This is a genomic window from Amycolatopsis sp. DG1A-15b (genome assembly GCF_030285645.1).
Taxonomy (GTDB): Bacteria; Actinomycetota; Actinomycetes; order Mycobacteriales; family Pseudonocardiaceae; genus Amycolatopsis.
The window spans coordinates 7,800,235-7,815,496 of sequence record NZ_CP127296.1; the positions used below are offsets into that span (position 1 = coordinate 7,800,235).

Annotated in this window: 18 protein-coding genes; 6 read left to right on the plus strand and 12 right to left on the minus strand. The window is 71.3% G+C overall.

Annotation, left to right across the window (positions count from 1 at the left end):
* The first annotated feature begins 49 nt into the window (after positions 1-49).
* The 3 genes from QRY02_RS35980 to QRY02_RS35990 are packed head-to-tail and all read left to right on the plus strand — an operon-like array spanning position 50 to position 2,426.
* Positions 50-982: an ArsR/SmtB family transcription factor gene (locus QRY02_RS35980; protein ID WP_285987233.1), complete on the plus strand. Its 933-nt coding sequence runs from the start codon at positions 50-52 to the stop codon at positions 980-982.
* Between the two features lie 3 nt (positions 983-985).
* Positions 986-1,756 carry a tyrosine-protein phosphatase gene (locus QRY02_RS35985; RefSeq protein WP_285987234.1) on the plus strand — a complete coding sequence of 257 codons (771 nt, stop codon included), beginning with the start codon at positions 986-988 and terminating at the stop codon, positions 1,754-1,756.
* A 34-nt stretch (positions 1,757-1,790) separates the two neighbouring features.
* On the plus strand, positions 1,791-2,426 hold the full coding sequence (locus QRY02_RS35990; RefSeq protein WP_285987235.1) for an MBL fold metallo-hydrolase: 636 nt from the start codon (positions 1,791-1,793) through the stop codon (positions 2,424-2,426).
* Here the strand turns inward: QRY02_RS35990 and QRY02_RS35995 are convergent.
* From QRY02_RS35995 to QRY02_RS36005, 3 genes are all read right to left on the minus strand, one after another.
* Entirely contained in the window at positions 2,423-3,106 is a 684-nt protein-coding gene (locus tag QRY02_RS35995) for a DUF2334 domain-containing protein (protein WP_502874288.1), read from the minus strand. The two genes, QRY02_RS35990 and QRY02_RS35995, sit on opposite strands and share 4 nt — an antisense overlap.
* Positions 3,107-3,192: 86 nt before the next feature.
* Complete coding sequence (locus QRY02_RS36000; protein ID WP_285987237.1) at positions 3,193-3,657, minus strand: NADPH-dependent FMN reductase; 465 nt, start codon at positions 3,655-3,657, stop codon at positions 3,193-3,195.
* Positions 3,578-4,582, minus strand: coding sequence for a phosphoribosylaminoimidazolesuccinocarboxamide synthase (locus tag QRY02_RS36005; protein WP_285987238.1), 1,005 nt, complete (start codon positions 4,580-4,582; stop codon positions 3,578-3,580). Before QRY02_RS36005 ends, QRY02_RS36000 begins: the two co-directional genes overlap by 80 nt.
* 47 nt (positions 4,583-4,629) lie before the next feature.
* Here QRY02_RS36005 and QRY02_RS36010 point away from each other — a divergent pair, with 47 nt between their 5' ends.
* A complete protein-coding gene (locus tag QRY02_RS36010; RefSeq protein ID WP_285987239.1) occupies positions 4,630-5,436 on the plus strand; it encodes an SAM hydrolase/SAM-dependent halogenase family protein in 807 nt (268 codons plus the stop codon).
* Here the strand turns inward: QRY02_RS36010 and QRY02_RS36015 are convergent.
* From QRY02_RS36015 to QRY02_RS36055, 9 genes are all read right to left on the minus strand, one after another.
* Entirely contained in the window at positions 5,319-6,200 is an 882-nt protein-coding gene (locus tag QRY02_RS36015; protein ID WP_285987240.1) for an MOSC domain-containing protein, read from the minus strand. The genes QRY02_RS36010 and QRY02_RS36015 overlap by 118 nt on opposite strands.
* A gap of 43 nt (positions 6,201-6,243) precedes the next feature.
* Positions 6,244-6,984 carry an amino acid ABC transporter ATP-binding protein gene (locus QRY02_RS36020; protein WP_285987241.1) on the minus strand — a complete coding sequence of 247 codons (741 nt, stop codon included), beginning with the start codon at positions 6,982-6,984 and terminating at the stop codon, positions 6,244-6,246.
* The gene (locus QRY02_RS36025) at positions 6,981-7,745 is read right to left on the minus strand and encodes an amino acid ABC transporter permease (RefSeq protein WP_285987242.1); all 765 of its coding nucleotides are present in this window, start codon (positions 7,743-7,745) and stop codon (positions 6,981-6,983) included. The genes QRY02_RS36020 and QRY02_RS36025 overlap by 4 nt, the downstream gene beginning before the upstream one ends.
* Positions 7,746-7,751: 6 nt before the next feature.
* Positions 7,752-8,531 (minus strand): ABC transporter substrate-binding protein, encoded by a 780-nt coding sequence (locus tag QRY02_RS36030; RefSeq protein WP_285987243.1) that lies wholly within the window; start codon positions 8,529-8,531, stop codon positions 7,752-7,754.
* 7 nt (positions 8,532-8,538) lie between these two features.
* Complete coding sequence (locus QRY02_RS36035; protein ID WP_285987244.1) at positions 8,539-9,303, minus strand: ABC transporter substrate-binding protein; 765 nt, start codon at positions 9,301-9,303, stop codon at positions 8,539-8,541.
* A 1-nt stretch (position 9,304) separates the two neighbouring features.
* Positions 9,305-10,123, minus strand: a complete 819-nt coding sequence (locus QRY02_RS36040) for a substrate-binding periplasmic protein (protein ID WP_285987245.1) — start codon at positions 10,121-10,123, stop codon at positions 9,305-9,307.
* Positions 10,124-10,238: 115 nt separating this feature from the next.
* Entirely contained in the window at positions 10,239-11,666 is a 1,428-nt protein-coding gene (gene purB / locus QRY02_RS36045; RefSeq protein ID WP_285987246.1) for an adenylosuccinate lyase, read from the minus strand.
* Between the two features lie 45 nt (positions 11,667-11,711).
* Positions 11,712-12,857 carry a galactonate dehydratase gene (gene dgoD / locus QRY02_RS36050; RefSeq protein WP_285987247.1) on the minus strand — a complete coding sequence of 382 codons (1,146 nt, stop codon included), beginning with the start codon at positions 12,855-12,857 and terminating at the stop codon, positions 11,712-11,714.
* A gap of 14 nt (positions 12,858-12,871) precedes the next feature.
* A complete protein-coding gene (locus QRY02_RS36055) occupies positions 12,872-13,549 on the minus strand; it encodes an SDR family NAD(P)-dependent oxidoreductase (protein ID WP_285987248.1) in 678 nt (225 codons plus the stop codon).
* Positions 13,550-13,621: 72 nt separating this feature from the next.
* Between QRY02_RS36055 and QRY02_RS36060 the strand changes: the two genes are divergently transcribed.
* Together QRY02_RS36060 and QRY02_RS36065 are read left to right on the plus strand one after the other, a co-directional pair.
* Positions 13,622-14,239: a bifunctional 4-hydroxy-2-oxoglutarate aldolase/2-dehydro-3-deoxy-phosphogluconate aldolase gene (locus QRY02_RS36060; protein ID WP_285987249.1), complete on the plus strand. Its 618-nt coding sequence runs from the start codon at positions 13,622-13,624 to the stop codon at positions 14,237-14,239.
* Positions 14,232-15,236 (plus strand): lactonase family protein, encoded by a 1,005-nt coding sequence (locus tag QRY02_RS36065; protein ID WP_285987250.1) that lies wholly within the window; start codon positions 14,232-14,234, stop codon positions 15,234-15,236. The genes QRY02_RS36060 and QRY02_RS36065 overlap by 8 nt, the downstream gene beginning before the upstream one ends.
* Positions 15,237-15,262 lie beyond the last annotated feature (26 nt).

Sequence of the window (15,262 nt, forward strand, 5' to 3'; positions counted from 1 at the left end):
GCGGGTCGCCCCCGTGCGGCACACTGATTCGGGTGAGAGCGAATCAGTCGTGATCGAGCTGGTCCTCAGCGCGGCCGGGAGCCAACGCGTCCGGTTCGCGATCTCCCCGTTGGAGGAGGTGCTGGGCGCGGTCCAGACGCTGCTCGGCATCCGGCGACACCCCGCGGCCCCGCCGTGGCTCTCCGAAGTGCCCGACGTGCCCGAGCTGACCGCGGTGCTGAGCGCGCGGCACTACATCACCGAGTTCCTGAGCCCGCCGCCCGACGGTCCCGAGACGACCGCCGAAGCGCAGCTCGCGGTGGTTCGCGCGACTCCGCCCGCGCAGGTGGCGCTGGAGCTGGGCATGGTCGACGCGGACCTGTCCGGGCTGCCGGCCGACCCGGCGGCCGCGCGCGACCTGCTGGCCCGCCAGCTCGAGACGGTGTGGGACGCGCTGCTGGCCCCGGAGTGGCCCCGCCTGCGTGAGCTGCTCGCGGCGGACATCGCCTACCGGACGCGGCAGCTGGGGTCGGGCGGGCTCGCGGCGATGCTGGCGGAGCTCCACCCGCGCGTCCGGCTGTCGGGGACGTCGGTGCTGGTCGACGTCCGGGCCCGGGAGCGCCTGCCGATCGACGCGCGGGGGTTGCTGCTGATCCCGGCGGTGTTCGCGTGGCCGAACGTCGGGGTGGTGACGGTGCCGCCGTGGCAGATTTCCCTGCTGTACCCGGCCCGGGGCGTGGCTTCGCTGTGGACCTCTGCTGCCGAACCGCCGGAACCGCTGGCGGAGGTGCTCGGCCGGACGCGGGCGCTGCTGCTGACCACGCTCGACCGCCCGGCGGCGACGACCGAACTGGCCCGGCGTCACGACCTGGCCCCGGCGACGGTTTCGGCCCACCTGACGGCGTTGCGCGGAGCGGGCTTGCTGGCGTCGGAACGCCGGGGTCACCGGGTGCTGTACCGGCGCACGGAACTCGGCGACGCGCTGCTCTCGGGCAAGCTGTGACAGATGGACAGAGCAGTGACCTGGGAAGGCTTCTACAACACCAGGGATCTCGGTGGCCTGCCGGCGCGATCGGGCCGGACGACCCGCCGCGGCGCGTTCTTCAGGGCGGCCGACCTCCGGTTCGTGAGCGACGCCGGGTGGGCCCAGGCGCGGGAGGCCGGCGTCCGGACGGTCATCGACCTGCGCAACCCCGACGAGATCCGGCCGACGGCGGGCGCCCCGACGGCGCTGGCAGGTTCCGCGCAGTTCGCCGCCGCGACCGGCCCGGCCACCCCGGCGGACCTCGACCGCGTCGAGGTTCCCCTCGACGACATCGCCGACCTCGAGTTCTGGCGGTACGTCAACCACGAGCGGCTGAACGGCAGCCCGCTCTACTACCGGATCTTCCTCGAACGGAAGGCCGAGCGCTGCGCCGCCGTCATGACCGCGATCGCCCGGGCGGCCCCCGGCGGCGTCCTGTTCCACTGCGGTTCCGGGCGCGACCGGACCGGTCTCGTCGCGCTCCTGCTCCTGGCGCTGGCCGGCGTCGACCCCGACGCCATCGCCGCGGACTACGACCTGTCCACCGAAGCCGTGAGACCGCTGTACGCCGTGATGGGCACCGACGACCAGGGGCCGGCCATCGCGGCGATCCTCGCGGAGCGGGGCACCACCACCGCGGCGGCCGTCCGGGCCACGCTCGACGGGTTCGACGTCAGGCAATACCTCCTCGACGCAGGGGTCGACGGCCGGGACCTCGACGACATCCGGCACCGGTTGACGAACCAGGACTAGGCTGGAAACGACCACCCGTGAAGGAGAACCATCGATGCGTATCGTCCATTTCGGACACGCCTGCCTGTTGCTGGAGACCGGTTCCGAGCGGATCCTGATCGATCCGGGCACCTTCTCCACCGGCTTCGAAGGTGAGCGGGAGCTGTCCGCCGTGCTGGTCACGCACCAGCACTTCGACCACCTCGACGTCGAACGGCTGCCCCGGGTCCTCGAGGCCAACCCCGGTGCCCAGCTGATCGTCGATCCCGGGTCCGCTCCCGAGGTCGAAAAGCTCGGCCTGGAGTTCGCCGTCGCCAACGTCGGGGACGCCTTCGCCGTCGGGGACACCGCCATCAAGGCCGTCGGCGGGGAGCACGCCGTCATCCACTCGGACATCCCCGTCATCCCGAACATCGGGTACGTCTTCGACGACGGCGCTTTCTTCCACCCCGGCGACTCGTTCTTCGTGCCCGGCCAGCAGATCGACGTCCTGGGACTGCCCACCGGGGCGCCGTGGCTCAAGGCCGGGGAGGCCGTCGACTACCTGCGGGCCGTCGCGCCGCGGGTGGCCGTGCCCATCCACGAAGCCGTGCTCGCCAACCCCGCCATGCACTACGGCCTCTTCGGGAACCTCGCACCCGAAGGCACCGAGGTCAAGGTGCTCGACCGGGGCGAACCCGCGAAGGTCTAGGCCGCCACCACCCGCAGCGAGCCGTAGGTCGCGCCGAACGCGCGGTTCTCCAGGGCGACGTCCACCGCGTCGAGCAGGGCCTGGCGGAGGCCGGGACGGGTCAGGTCCGCCGCTTCCACCCCGAGCCGGACCAGCCCGCCCCGGCGGGCCGAGCGGGCCGCCGCCAGCACCAGCGCGAAGCAGCGCACCGTCTCCGTGCGGTGCGACTGGCTCGTGAATTCCTGGACCCGCGCGCGGCGCACCTCGCCGGTCACCAGGTCGCGGACCGCGCCGAGGTCCGCGCACAGCCGGAAACCGTGCTCGGCCAGCGCCAGCAGCGTGCCCGGGGAGGCGATCCAGCGCGGCGGTGCGAAGCCGTCGACCGACAACCCCGCGTTGTCCAGCGCGGCCTTCGCCGCGATCAGCCGCAGGCGCGCCTCGTGCGCCGGCAGCGTCGCGAACTCCGCCCGCTTGCCCAGGTAGACCGTGCGGTGCGTGGGCGTGACGGTGTGGTCGTAGCCGTGCAGCAGCACGGAATCACCGCCACGAGCGCGAGTGCGGATCCACTCCGTCACCGCGCCTTCGCCCGTGCGAGCGGCGTACAGCACCGAAAGCGGAACCTTGCGGCGGTCGAGTTCGGCCGCCAGATCGGCGCACCGGTGCAGGGTGCGCGGGGTGATTCCCGACAGCGAAACCAGCAAGCGAGCGTCCACGCCCCCATTGGGACGCACGCGTCTGAAACTCCCGTGAACGGCGCAGAACGGACGGGCGACCGTTGCCGGAAGGGTCAGACACCCTCGCGCAGGCGCTTCACGGCCACCGCGATCCGGCCCCGCAGGTCCGGGTCGGCGACCTGGCCGTCGGCGACGTCCGCGCGCGAGACCGGGATCCGGGCGCACGCCTCTTCGACGATCCTCGCGCCCGCGTACGTCAGGACCTTCCGCAGCGAGTCGTGCGCGTCCCGGCCGCCGGTCGGTGCTGCGACCGAGGACGCGTTGATCCACGCCACCGGCTTGCCGTACACCTCGCCGCCGCCGACCGTCCAGTCGAGGAGGTTCTTGAACGAGCCCGGCAGCCCGCCCGCGTACTCCGGCGTGCAGATCAGGACCGCGTCGGCTTCCTTCAGCGCGGCACGCAGCGAGGCGACCTCGGGGTGCAGCGGGTCGCGGTCGTCATCGGGGTTGAAGTGCGGCAGATCGGCAAGCCCGGTGTACGTCTTGCTCTCGGTGAGGGTCGCGACGGTCCCCAGCACCGCCGCATTGCCCGAGCCGGCTCGCAGGCTGCCGCAGATCAGCAGGATCACGGGGCCAGTCTGCCAGCGAAAGCCCGGTGATGCGCTGGTACGCCGCGATGTACCGGTCGCGCGTGGCCGTCACCACTTCGGGCGGCAACGGCGGCAGCGGGGACACGCAGTCCCAGCCGGACGCCGGATCGACCAGCCAGTCGCGCACGTGCTGCTTGTCGAACGACGGCTGCGGGACGCCGGGCTGGTGACCGTCGGCGAGCCAGTAGCGCGCCGAATCCGGCGTCAGCAGCTCGTCGGCGAGCACGAGCCCGCCGCCGGCGCCGATGCCGAATTCGAACTTCGTGTCGGCCAGCAGCAGGCCCTGCTCCGCCGCGCGCGCGGCGCCCCGGCGGTACAGCTCCAGGGACGCCTCCCGGACCTCCTCGGCGAGCGCGCGGCCCAGCACCGAGACGCACGTGCCGAAGTCGATGTTCTCGTCCTTCTCGCCCGAGCGCGCCTTGGTCGACGGGGTGAAGATCGGCTCGGGCAGCCGCGCCGACTCGGCGAGGCCGGGCGGCAGCGTCAGCCCGCACACCGCCCCGGACCTGTGGTAATCGGAGTATCCGCGGCCGGTCAGGTAGCCACGGACGACCGCCTCCACCGGCAGCATGTCGAGCCGCTCCACCAGTAGCGCGCGGCCGCGGACGGCCTCGGGAATGAGCGGCCCTTCACAGGTCACGAGGTGGTTCGGGAGGACGTCGGCGAGCTCGCGGAACCAGAACACGCTCATCGCGGTGAGCACGCGGCCCTTGCCGGGGACCGAGGTGGGGAAGACGCGTTCGAAGGCGGAGATGCGGTCGGAGGCGACGATCAGCAGGTGGTCGTCGCCCGCTTCGTACAGGTCGCGGACCTTGCCGGAGGCGAGCCTCCGGCGTGTGGGGAGGGGTGTCACGCACCGAACCCTAACGGGCACCCTCTGCCACCATGGATGATGCTGGCATGGCGTACGACTGGATCTCGGTGACCACCGACTACGGCCTGCGCGACGGCTTCGTGGCGGCCTGCCACGGCGTGATCGCGCGGCTGGCGCCCGCGGTGCGGGTGATCGACGTGACCCACGAAGTGCCACCCCAGGACATCCGGCACGGGGCGATGGCGCTGGCCCAGACGGTCCCCTACCTGCCGGAATCGGTGCACGTCGCGGTCGTCGACCCCGGGGTCGGGACGGCCCGGCTCGGCGTGGTCGTCGTCGCGGAGGACGGCCTGCTGGTCGGACCGGACAACGGCCTGCTGCTGCCGGCCGCGCAGGCGCTGGGCGGGGTGCAAGCGGCGTACGAGCTCGCGGAGCCGTCGCTGCGGCTGCCGGCGACGTCGGCGACGTTCCACGGGCGGGACGTCTTCGCGCCGGCGGCCGCGCACCTCGCGCTGGGCGTCGCCCCCTCGGACTTCGGCGACCCGGTGGACGACCTGGTCGCGATGCCCGAGCCGTTCGTCGCCGCGTTCCCGGGGAAGCTCGTGTCGGAGGTGCTGACGGTCGACCACTTCGGCAACGTCCAGCTGGCCGCGACCCCGGCGGACCTCGAGCTCTCGGGCCTGTCGGGCCCGGTTTCCGTGCACAGCGAGCGCGTGGCGGTGACCACGGTCCTCGGGCGGACCTTCGCCGACGTGCCCGCCGGCGCTTCGGTGCTCTACACCGACTCGGCGGGACGGCTCGCCGTCGCCGTGAACGGCGGCTCCGCGGCGGCCGTGCTCGGGCTCGGGCCGGCCCAGGAGTGCACGATCACCGCGTCGCCGACGGCGACCTGACCCGGCCGCAGCACCGCGGCCTTCATCCCGAAGACGACGCCGCCGGCCGGGCCACGCCGGTAGGTCGCGAGGGTGCGGATCGGCTCGGGGCCGGCCTTGGCGCCGGTCTCCTGGTCGACCATCGGGACCGTGCAGCGGACGCACTTCTCGGCGTACCCGAACTTCGCGGTGCCGGCCGTCAGTTCACGGGCTTCGTCTTCGCGGTGGGGTTCGGCCCAGCCGGCGATCACGATGTTGGGGCGGAAGCGGTCCATCGGGACGGGTTCGCCCTGCCCGGCGGCGATCCGTTCGTTCAGCGTGTCCAAAGAGGACTCGGAGGCGAGGAGCACCGCGTGCGCGTCCGCGAAGGCGGTCGTGCCCGGGAACTCGCCGCCGGTGAGGCGGTCGTGCTCGGGCGCGACGCCGATCAGTTCGGCCGGCCGGCCGAGCAGGTCCGAGAACCACGCGTCGGCCTGGGGATCTTGCCGGACGCCTTCGCCGTCCCAGGCGAACATCGACACCGGGCGCCGCGGGCCGTCGCGCCGGATGTCGAAGACGACGTCTTCGCGGCCGGGGGCGGACAGCGCGAGCCGGTCGCCGAGCACCCGCGGCCGGACGGTCGCCATGACCGGGTGCGGCCGCTGCGTGAGGACGTCGCTGTCCGGGGTGATGACCTGGAAGACCCGGTCGTGCGCGAGCCCGGCGGGGGTCACCTCGGCGGACGGCACGTCGATGCCGGCGCAGGACTTGACCGGGTAGTACGTCAGCCGAGCGATTCTCGCCATCTCCGCAGGCTACCCGGGCAGCGACCGCCGAAGCGTCCTCCTTTCAGAGCACCTGGGAGAGGAACCGCTGCAGGCGAGGACTCTGCGGCTCGTCGAAGATTTCCGCCGGTGGGCCCTGCTCCACGATGCGGCCCGCGTCCATGAACGCCACCTCGTCGGCGACACTCCGCGCGAACCCCATCTCGTGCGTCACCACGATCAAGGTCAGCCCCCGCGAAGCCAGGCCCGCCATCAGGTTCAGCACGCCCTTGACCAGCTCCGGGTCCAGCGCGCTCGTCGCTTCGTCGAAGAGCATCACCTCGGGGTCCATCGCCAGCGCCCGGGCGATCGCCACCCGCTGCTGCTGGCCGCCCGACAACGCGCTCGGCCGGTACGGCGCCTTGTCCGCCAGGCCGACGTCGGCCAAGCGGGCCCGGGCGATCGCCGACGCCTCCTCCTTGCTCAGCTTCTTCACGCTGCGCAGCGGCAGCACGATGTTGTCCAGCACGCTCCGGTGGCCGAAGAGGTTGAAGTGCTGGAACACCATGCCGACGCGCTGGCGCAGCGCATCCGGGTCCGACCGGATCACCGATTCGCCGTCGAGCAGCAGATCGCCGGAATCGGGCTCCTGCAGGCGGTTCACGCACCGCAGGAGCGTCGACTTGCCGGAACCGGACGGCCCGATCACGCAGGTGGTCCGGCCGCTCTCGACCTTGAGGTCGACGCCGCGCAGGACTTCGAGCGTGCCGAAGCTGACGTGGATGTCCCGCAGCTCCACACTGGACGAACGCACCGCCGTCGTCACGAGGGAACCTTCCCGCTGGCGACCAGGTCCAGCTCGTCTCCGTCGCCCGGCTCGTCCGCGCGCACCTTGCGGCCGGTCCGGAGCTTCTTGTCGATGTAGTTGACCAGGTGCGTCAGCGGCACGGTGATCACCAGGAAGAACACGCCGGCGGCGACCAGCGGCGACAGGTTGCCCGTGTTCGCCGCGAGGTCCTGGCCGATCCGGAACAGCTCGCGCTGCCCGGACAGCAGCCCGAGCACGTAGACGAGGCTGGAGTCCTTGACCAGCGCGATGAACTGGTTCACCAGCGCCGGCAGCACCCGCCGGACGCCCTGCGGGATGATCACCAGCAGCATCGACTTCGTGTAGCTCATGCCGAGCGCGCGGCTGGCCTCCATCTGTCCTTTGTCGATGCTCTGGATGCCGGAGCGGAAGATCTCGCCGATGTAGGCCGCGGCGATCAGGGACAGCGCCAGGATGCCCATCGGGTACGGATTCGTGCCGACGACGTCCCGCGCGAGCGTGCCGAGGCCCTGGCCGATCAGCAGGATCGTCAGGATCGCCGGCAGCCCGCGGAAGATGTCGGTGTACACCCGCGCGGGCCAGCGCAGCCACCACTTGGTGGACAGGCCCATCACCGCGAGCAGCATGCCGAGCACGGTGCCGATCAGCGCCGAGGACACCGACAGGATGAGCGTGTTCAGCAGGCCGGTCTTCAGCAGGTCGGGCAGGACCTGGGAGATGTAGTCCCAGCTGAGAAACGTGTTGATGAAATCGTCCATTGCGGACTACTGCCCCGCCTTGAACTCGGCGGGCACGGGCGCGGTCGGCTCGAACTGGTCGTGCACCTTGACCCAGGTGCCGTCCGCGATGACCTTCTTCAGGCCGTCGTTGATCTTGTTGATCAGGTCCGTGTTGCCCTTCTTGAAGGCGAACCCGTGCGGGATGGTCGTGGTGATCGCCTTGGTCACCTTGAGCTTCGCGTCGGCGTTGTTCTTCGCGTAGTCCTCGGCGGTGGCCTGGTCGAACACCGCGCCGTCGATCGCGCCGGTCTTGAGCGCGTTGAGGGCGGCGGCGTCGTTCGGGAACCGGACAGCCTGCGCGGTCGGCGCGTTCGAGCCGAGCCACGTGTCCGAGACGGTGCCCTGGACGACGCCGACCCGCTTGCCCGCCAGGGAGTTTTCGTCGGTGATGCCGGCGGTCTCCTTGGCTTCGATGCCAAGGGCCTGGTAGTTGTACGGTGCCGAGAAGTCGACGGTCTTCTTGCGGGCGTCGGTCTGGGAGATCGCCGAGCTGCCGATGTCGAACGTGCCGTTCGCGACCTGCCCGAGCAGCGCCGAAAACTCGGTCGCGGCGAACTCCAGCTTCAGGCCTTCCTTGGCCGCGATGGCTTTCAGCAGCTCGTTGTCGAAGCCGGTGTAGTTGCCGTTCTCCTGGTAGGCGTTCGGCTTCGAGTCGCTCAGCGTGCCGACCCGCAGGGTCTTGTCGCCGCCGCTGTCCGAGCCGCCGCACGCCGTGAGCGCGACCAGCAAGGTCGCGGTGAGCGCCGTGACCAGTGTCTTCTTCATGCTTCTCCTAACCCTGGAACCCGGCCGGCACCGGAGCGGTCGGCAGGAACTGCTGGTGCAGCTTAAGCCAGGTCCCGTCGGAGATCACCTGCTTGAGCCCGCTGTCGATCTTGCCCAGCAGCTCGGCGTTGCCCTTCTTCACCGCGAAACCGTGCGGCACGTCCGTGACGAAGCTCTTCACGACGACCAGCTTGGCGTCCGGGTTGTCGGTGACGTTCTTCTCGGCAATGGACTGGTCCAGGATGTACGCGTCGACCGCGCCGCTCTTCAACGCGGTCAGCGCGGCGGCGTAGTCGGGGAAGCGCACGGCCTGGGCGGCCGGCACGGTGCTGCCCAGCCAGTGGTCGCCGACGGTCGCCTGGATGACGGCGACGCGCTTGCCGGCCAGCCCCTTTTCGTCGGTGACCGGCGTGCCCTGCTTGGCCTGGATGCTCATCGTTTCGAAGTCGTAGGCCGCGGAGAAGTCGACCGTCTTCTTGCGCTCGTCGGTCTGCGCGATCGCCGAGCTGGCGATGTCGTAGCGGCCCGACGCGACCTGCCCGAGCAGCGCCGAGAAGTCGGTCGCGGCGAACTCCAGCTTCAGGTTCTGCTTGGCCGCGATGGCCTTGAGCAGCTCGTTGTCGAAGCCGGTGTAGTTGCCGTCCTTGAGGTAGATGTTCGGCGGCGCGTCGCTCAGCGTGCCCACGCGCAGCGTCGAGGAAGCGCTGTCCGAGCCGCCGCAGGCGGTCAGCGTGAGCGCGGCGGCCAGCACGGTGACGATCAGCTTCTTCATGTCACGCCCCCAGGTTCTTCACGGGCAGGCCGGGGCCGCCCTGCTGCAGTTCCTTCGACAACGGCGTGGTCTTGTAGAACTGCCCGTAGATGCGGGCGACCGTGCCGTCCGCGACGGCCTTCGCGAGGCCGTCGTTGAGCTTGTTCAGCAGATCGGTGTTCTTCTTGGCCACCGCGAACGCCGACGGCGTGTCCTTGTCCTCGACGGTGTACCCGAGTTCCAGAGGGACGCCCGGGTTCTGGTCCAGGTACTTCTGCCCGATGTCCTGCGGCACGACCCAGCCGTCGAGGGTGCCGTTCTTCAGCTGCGCGAAGCCCGCGTTGTAGTCCGGGAAGCGGACGACCTGGGCCCCGGCGACCTTGCCGGCGAACTCGTCCTGCACCGAACCCTGGACCACGCCGAGGCGCTTGCCGCCCAGCGAGCCCGTGTCCTTCAGGTTCGCGCCCTTCGCCGTGACGACCGTGGTGAAGCCGGTGTTGTAGCCGTTGGAGAAGGCGACCGTCTTCTTGCGCGCCTCGGTGCTGGAGATCGTCGAGCTGCCGATGTCGAACTTGCCGCCGGCGACACCGGCGAGCAGGCTCGAGAACTCGGTGCCGACGAACTCGACCTCGAAGCCCTCACGCTGGGCGATGTCGCGCAGCAACTCGTTGTCGTAGCCGGTGAACCGGCCGTTCTCCAGGTAGATCGACGGTGGGGCGTCGCTCAGCGTCCCGACGCGCAGGGTGGTCGACCCCGCGTCGGAGCCACCGCAGGCGGCGAGGGTCAACGTCAGCGCGCCCGCGGTCAGGGCGGCGGCGATCTTGGACAGCGTGGATCTCATCGCTTCTTCCATGGTGCGGCCCAGCGCCCGGCAGCGCTGGTGTGGTCAGCGATCGAGATTAGGGATTTCGCCCGTTCGAGTGGATTCGTTCCAGTCCGTGGACTGGTGCGTCAGCTCACAGGATTGGCTGCGGCACGTACCCCGCGGCCGCCGGGAACCGCTCGAGGACGTCGGCGACGCGCTCGGCCACCTGCGCGACCTGCCGCCCGGCCGTGCCGGTGAACGAAATCCGGTCGGCGAGGAGTTTGTCCAGCTCACCGCGGTCGAGCGGGATGCGGTCGTCGGCCGCGAACCGGTCGAGGAGGTCGTTCTCCGCGCGCCCTTCGCGCATTTCGAGCGCGACGGCGACCGAGTGCTCCTTGATCGCTTCGTGGGCCGTCTCACGCCCGACGCCGGCGCGGACCGACGCCATGAGCACCTTCGTCGTGGTGAGGAAGGGCAGATAGCGATCGAGCTCACGCTCGATCACCGCCGGGAAGGCGCCGAACTCGGCGAGCACCGTGAGGAACGTCTCCAGCAGGCCGTCGAGGGCGAAGAAACTGTCCGGCAGCGCGACCCGGCGGACGACCGAGTCGGAGACGTCGCCCTCGTTCCACTGGTCGCCGGCCAGCTCGCCGATCATCGACAGGTAGCCGCGCAGCACGACGGCCAGGCCGTTCACGCGCTCGCACGAGCGGGTGTTCATCTTGTGCGGCATGGCGGACGAACCGACCTGGCCGGGCTTGAAGCCCTCGGTGACCAGCTCGTGGCCGGCCATCAGCCGGATCGTCTTGGCCAGGCTGGCCGGCGCCGCGGCGAGCTGGACCACAGTGGACAGCACGTCGAAGTCGAGCGAGCGCGGGTACACCTGGCCGACGCTGACGAACCGCCGGTTGAACCCGAGGTGCTGCATCACGCGGTCCTCGAGCTGGTCCAAAGTGGACTCGTCGCCGAGCAGGTCGAGCATGTCCTGCGCGGTACCGACCGGGCCCTTGATGCCGCGCAGCGGGTAGCGCTCGATGAGGTTGTCGAGCCGCTCGAAGGCGACCAGCAGCTCGTCGGCCGCCGTGGCGAACCGCTTGCCGAGGGTGGTGGCCTGCGCGGCGACGTTGTGCGAGCGCCCGGCCATGACGGTGTCGGCGTGCTCGACGGCGAGCGCCGCCAGCCGCGCCAGCACGGCGGCGACGCGGGTGCGCACGAGCTCGAGCGAGCGGAGCAGCTGCAGCTGCTCGACGTTCTCGGTGAGGTCGCGGGAGGTCATGCCCTTGTGGATGTGCTCCTGGCCGGCGAGGTCGCTGAACTCCTCGATCCGCGCCTTGACGTCGTGACGGGTGACGCGCTCGCGGGCGGCGATCGACTCGAGGTCGACGTTCTCCAGCACGCGCTCGTAGGCCTCGACGACCCCGTCCGGCACCTCGACGCCGAGGTCCCGCTGGGCCTTGAGGACGGCGAGCCACAGCTGCCGTTCCAGGACGACCTTCCGCTCCGGGGACCAGAGCGAGACCAGGTCCGCCGAGGCGTAGCGGGCGGCGAGCACGTTCGGAATGCGGGGCTTTTCGGTCACGCCCACACGATACCTGCGCAGGTCAGCGCGGTGGCGCCCCGGGTTTCACCATTCGGCGAAGCCCCCGTCGTCGTGGCGCCACACCGGAGAACGCCACGCGTGCCCGATTTCGTCCGCGCGGCGCACGGCCGCTTCGTCGACCTCGATGCCGAGGCCGGGCTTCAGCGGCCGGGCCGCATAACCTTCCTGGAAGGCGAAGACCGACGGATCCACGAGGTACCCGTGCTCGCGGCCCTCGTGGTAGTGCATGCCCGCACTTTGTTCCTGGATCAGGAAGTTCGGGGTCGCGAAGGCCACCTGCAGCGACGCCGCCAGCGAAATCGGGCCGAGCGGGCAGTGCGGCGCCAGCGAAGCGCCGTACATCTCGGCCAGCGCGCCGATCCGCCGCAGCTCGGAGATGCCGCCGGCGTGCGACGGATCCGGCTGGACGACCGCGACGCCGGCGTCGAGCACCGGCTTGAACTCCCACCGCGAATAGAGCCGCTCGCCGACCGCGATCGGCACCGTGGACGCCTCGACGACCGCGCGCAACGCGTCGCCCTGGGTCTCCGGCAGCACCGGCTCCTCGACGAACATCGGCTGGACGTCCTCCAGCATCCGCACCAGCCGGCGCGCCATCGCGGGCGAGACGCGGCCGTGGAAGTCGATGGCGAGGTCGCGGTGCGGGCCGAGCACCTCCCGCGCTTCCCAGGCGCGCGCCACCGCCGCGTCGGCCTCGGCCGGGGACGCGATCGCCGTCATGGGCCCGGCGACGTTCATCTTCACCGCCGTGAACCCGGCCTCGACCTGCGCGGCCACCGCTTCGCGGATGCCGGCCGGGCGGTCGCCGCCGACCCAGCTGTATACCCGGACGCGGTCGCGGACCGGCCCGCCGAGCAGCTCGTGCACCGGCGCGTCGCGGACCTTGCCGGCGATGTCCCACAGCGCGTGGTCGAACCCGGCCAGCGCGCTGGAGAGCACCGGGCCGCCGCGGTAGAAACCGCCGCGGCGCAACACCTGCCAGTGGTCCTCGATGCGCAGCGGGTCCTGGCCGATGAGCGGCTCGGACAGTTCGTGCACGGCCGCGCGCACGGTCTCCGCGCGGCCCTCGACCACGGGTTCGCCCCAGCCGCTGATCCCTTCGTCCGTGCTGACCTTGAGGAACAGCCAGCGCGGTGCGACCAGGAACGTTTCGATCGCGGTGATCTTCACCGGGTGCCCCGTTTCTACGCGGAATCCTTGGCGGCGGACCAGCCGCCGTCGACGGTCAGTTCGGCGCCGGTGACGAACGACGCGGCGGCCGAGAGCAGGAACGCGATCACGTCCGCGACCTCCTCCGGCCGGCCCAGGCGGCCCGCCGGCGTCGCCCGCGCGCTGCGTTCGCGGTCCGCCGGCGAGATGTGCTTCCAGGCTTCGGTGAGCACCGGCCCCGGCAGCACGGAGTTGACCCGCACCTCGGGGGCGTACTCGACGGCCAGCTGCCGGGCGAGGGCGACGAGCGCGCCCTTGCTCGCGGCGTACGCGGGGTGGCCCGGCAGCCCGAAGTGCGCGTGCACCGACGAGACCAGCACGATCGCGCCACCCCGTTCCCGCAGCGACGGCAGGCACGCCTTCACGGCCAGGTAGGTGCCGGTCAGGTTGACGTCGAGCTGGCGCTGCCACTCGGCGCGGCCGATTTCGTGCAGCGGCCCGGTGCTGGGCACGTAGGCGTTGCTGACCAGTGCGTCCACCTCGCCGACGGCCGCCCAGGTCGCTTCGTCCCGGACGTCGCCGCGGACCGGCACGACACCGCTGGGGAGTTCGGCGATGTCCACGCCCAGCACGCGGTAGCCGTCGTCCAGGAGCTTCCGCGCGGTCGCCGCCCCGATCCCGGACGCCGCTCCGGTCACCACCGCTGTCGGCATCGCCTCTCCCGTCCTCGGAGCACCCGGCAAGAATAAGTCCTAATTTAGGATTATACAAGGTAAGCTGCGAACATGAGCTACCGATGGGAGATCATGGCGGACGCGCTGCGCCAAGGAGTCGTCGGAATCGTGCGCACGCGCGACGCGGAGTCCGCGGTGGAGGCCGCCCGCGCGGCCATCGAGGCCGGCCTGCGCTCGATCGAACTGCCGTTGACGAACCCCGGCGCGCTGGACGCGATCTCCGGGCTCACGGCCGCCTACCCGGACGCGACCATCGGAGCCGGGACGGTGCTCGACGAGACGTCCGCGGTGCTCGCGATCCGCGCGGGGGCGCGGTTCCTCGTGTCACCGTCGGTGGACGCCGCGGTGATCCGGACCGCGCACCGGTACGGCGCCGCGGCGTTCCCCGGCGCCGGCTCGGTGACCGAAATCGTGCGCGCGCTGGAAGAAGGCGCCGACGCGGTGAAGGTGTTCCCGGCTTCGGCGCTGGGGCCGTCGTGGGTGGCGGACGTGCGCGCCGCGTTGCCGCAGGCCCCGCTGGTACCCACCGGCGGCATCGGCCCCGGCGACGTGCCAGGCTGGCTCTCGGCGGGTGCGGTCGCCTGTGGGATCGGCTCGGCGCTGACCCGCGGCACCGCCGCGGAGATCGCCGCCCGGGTCGAAACGCTGTTGAGGAGCGCGCATGGCTGAGCTGGTCTTCGTCGGGTGCTACACCGGCGATGCGGGGAACGGCACCGGGATCACGACGCTCTCGCGGTCGCCGTCCGGCTCGTTGCGCGAAGTGGCTTCGCTGCCGCTGGAGTCGCCCTCCTGGCTGGTACGCCACCCGTCGCTGCCGGTGCTGTACGCGGCCAACGAGCTGTCCACCGGTGGTGTGACGGCGTTGGCCATCTCCCCGTCGGGCGAGCTGTCGGTGCTGGGCACGGCCGAGACGGGCGGCGCGCACCCGTGCCACCTGGCGGTGACGCCGGACGGCCGGTTCCTGGTGTGCGCCAACTACACCGGCGGCAGCGTGGCGGCGTTTTCGCTGTCGGACTCCGGCGCGCTGACCGCCCGGACGGCACTGGTCCAGCACCGCGGCAACGGCCCGGTGTCCGACCGCCAGGAAGCGGCGCACGTCCACATGGCGGTCCCGTCGGCGGACGGGTCCATCGTGAGCGCGGTCGACCTGGGCACGGACGAGATCCGCAGCTACACGCTGACGTCGTCGGGCGCCCTCGAGCCGCTGGCGGTGTCCACGCTGCCGCCGGGCACGGGACCGCGCCAGCTGGTGCGCCGGCCGGGCACGGACCTGGCGTACGTCGTCGGTGAGCTGGCCGGGACCCTGGTGACGGTCCGCGAGAAGGCACCGGGTGCGTTCGAGGTGGTGTCGTCGACGCCGTCGACGCTGTCGTCAGTCACGCCCAACCTGGTGGCGCACCTGGAGCTGACCGACTCGCGCCTGTACGTGTCGAACCGCGGGCCGGACTGCGTCACGGAGTTCGCCCTGGACGAGGCGGCCGCGGTGGCGGACCAGCCGTGCGGCGCGAACCCGCGGCACTTCGCGCTGGTGGACGGGACTTGTTACGTGGCGGCGCAGTCGGAGGACGCGATCACGGCGTTCGCGCTGACCGCGTCCGGCGAGGCGGAGCTGCGGTACCACCCGACGGGGTCGCCGACGTTCGTGCTGCCGGTTTCCCTGCCTTGACCCTGCGTTCATAATGCGGACACCAC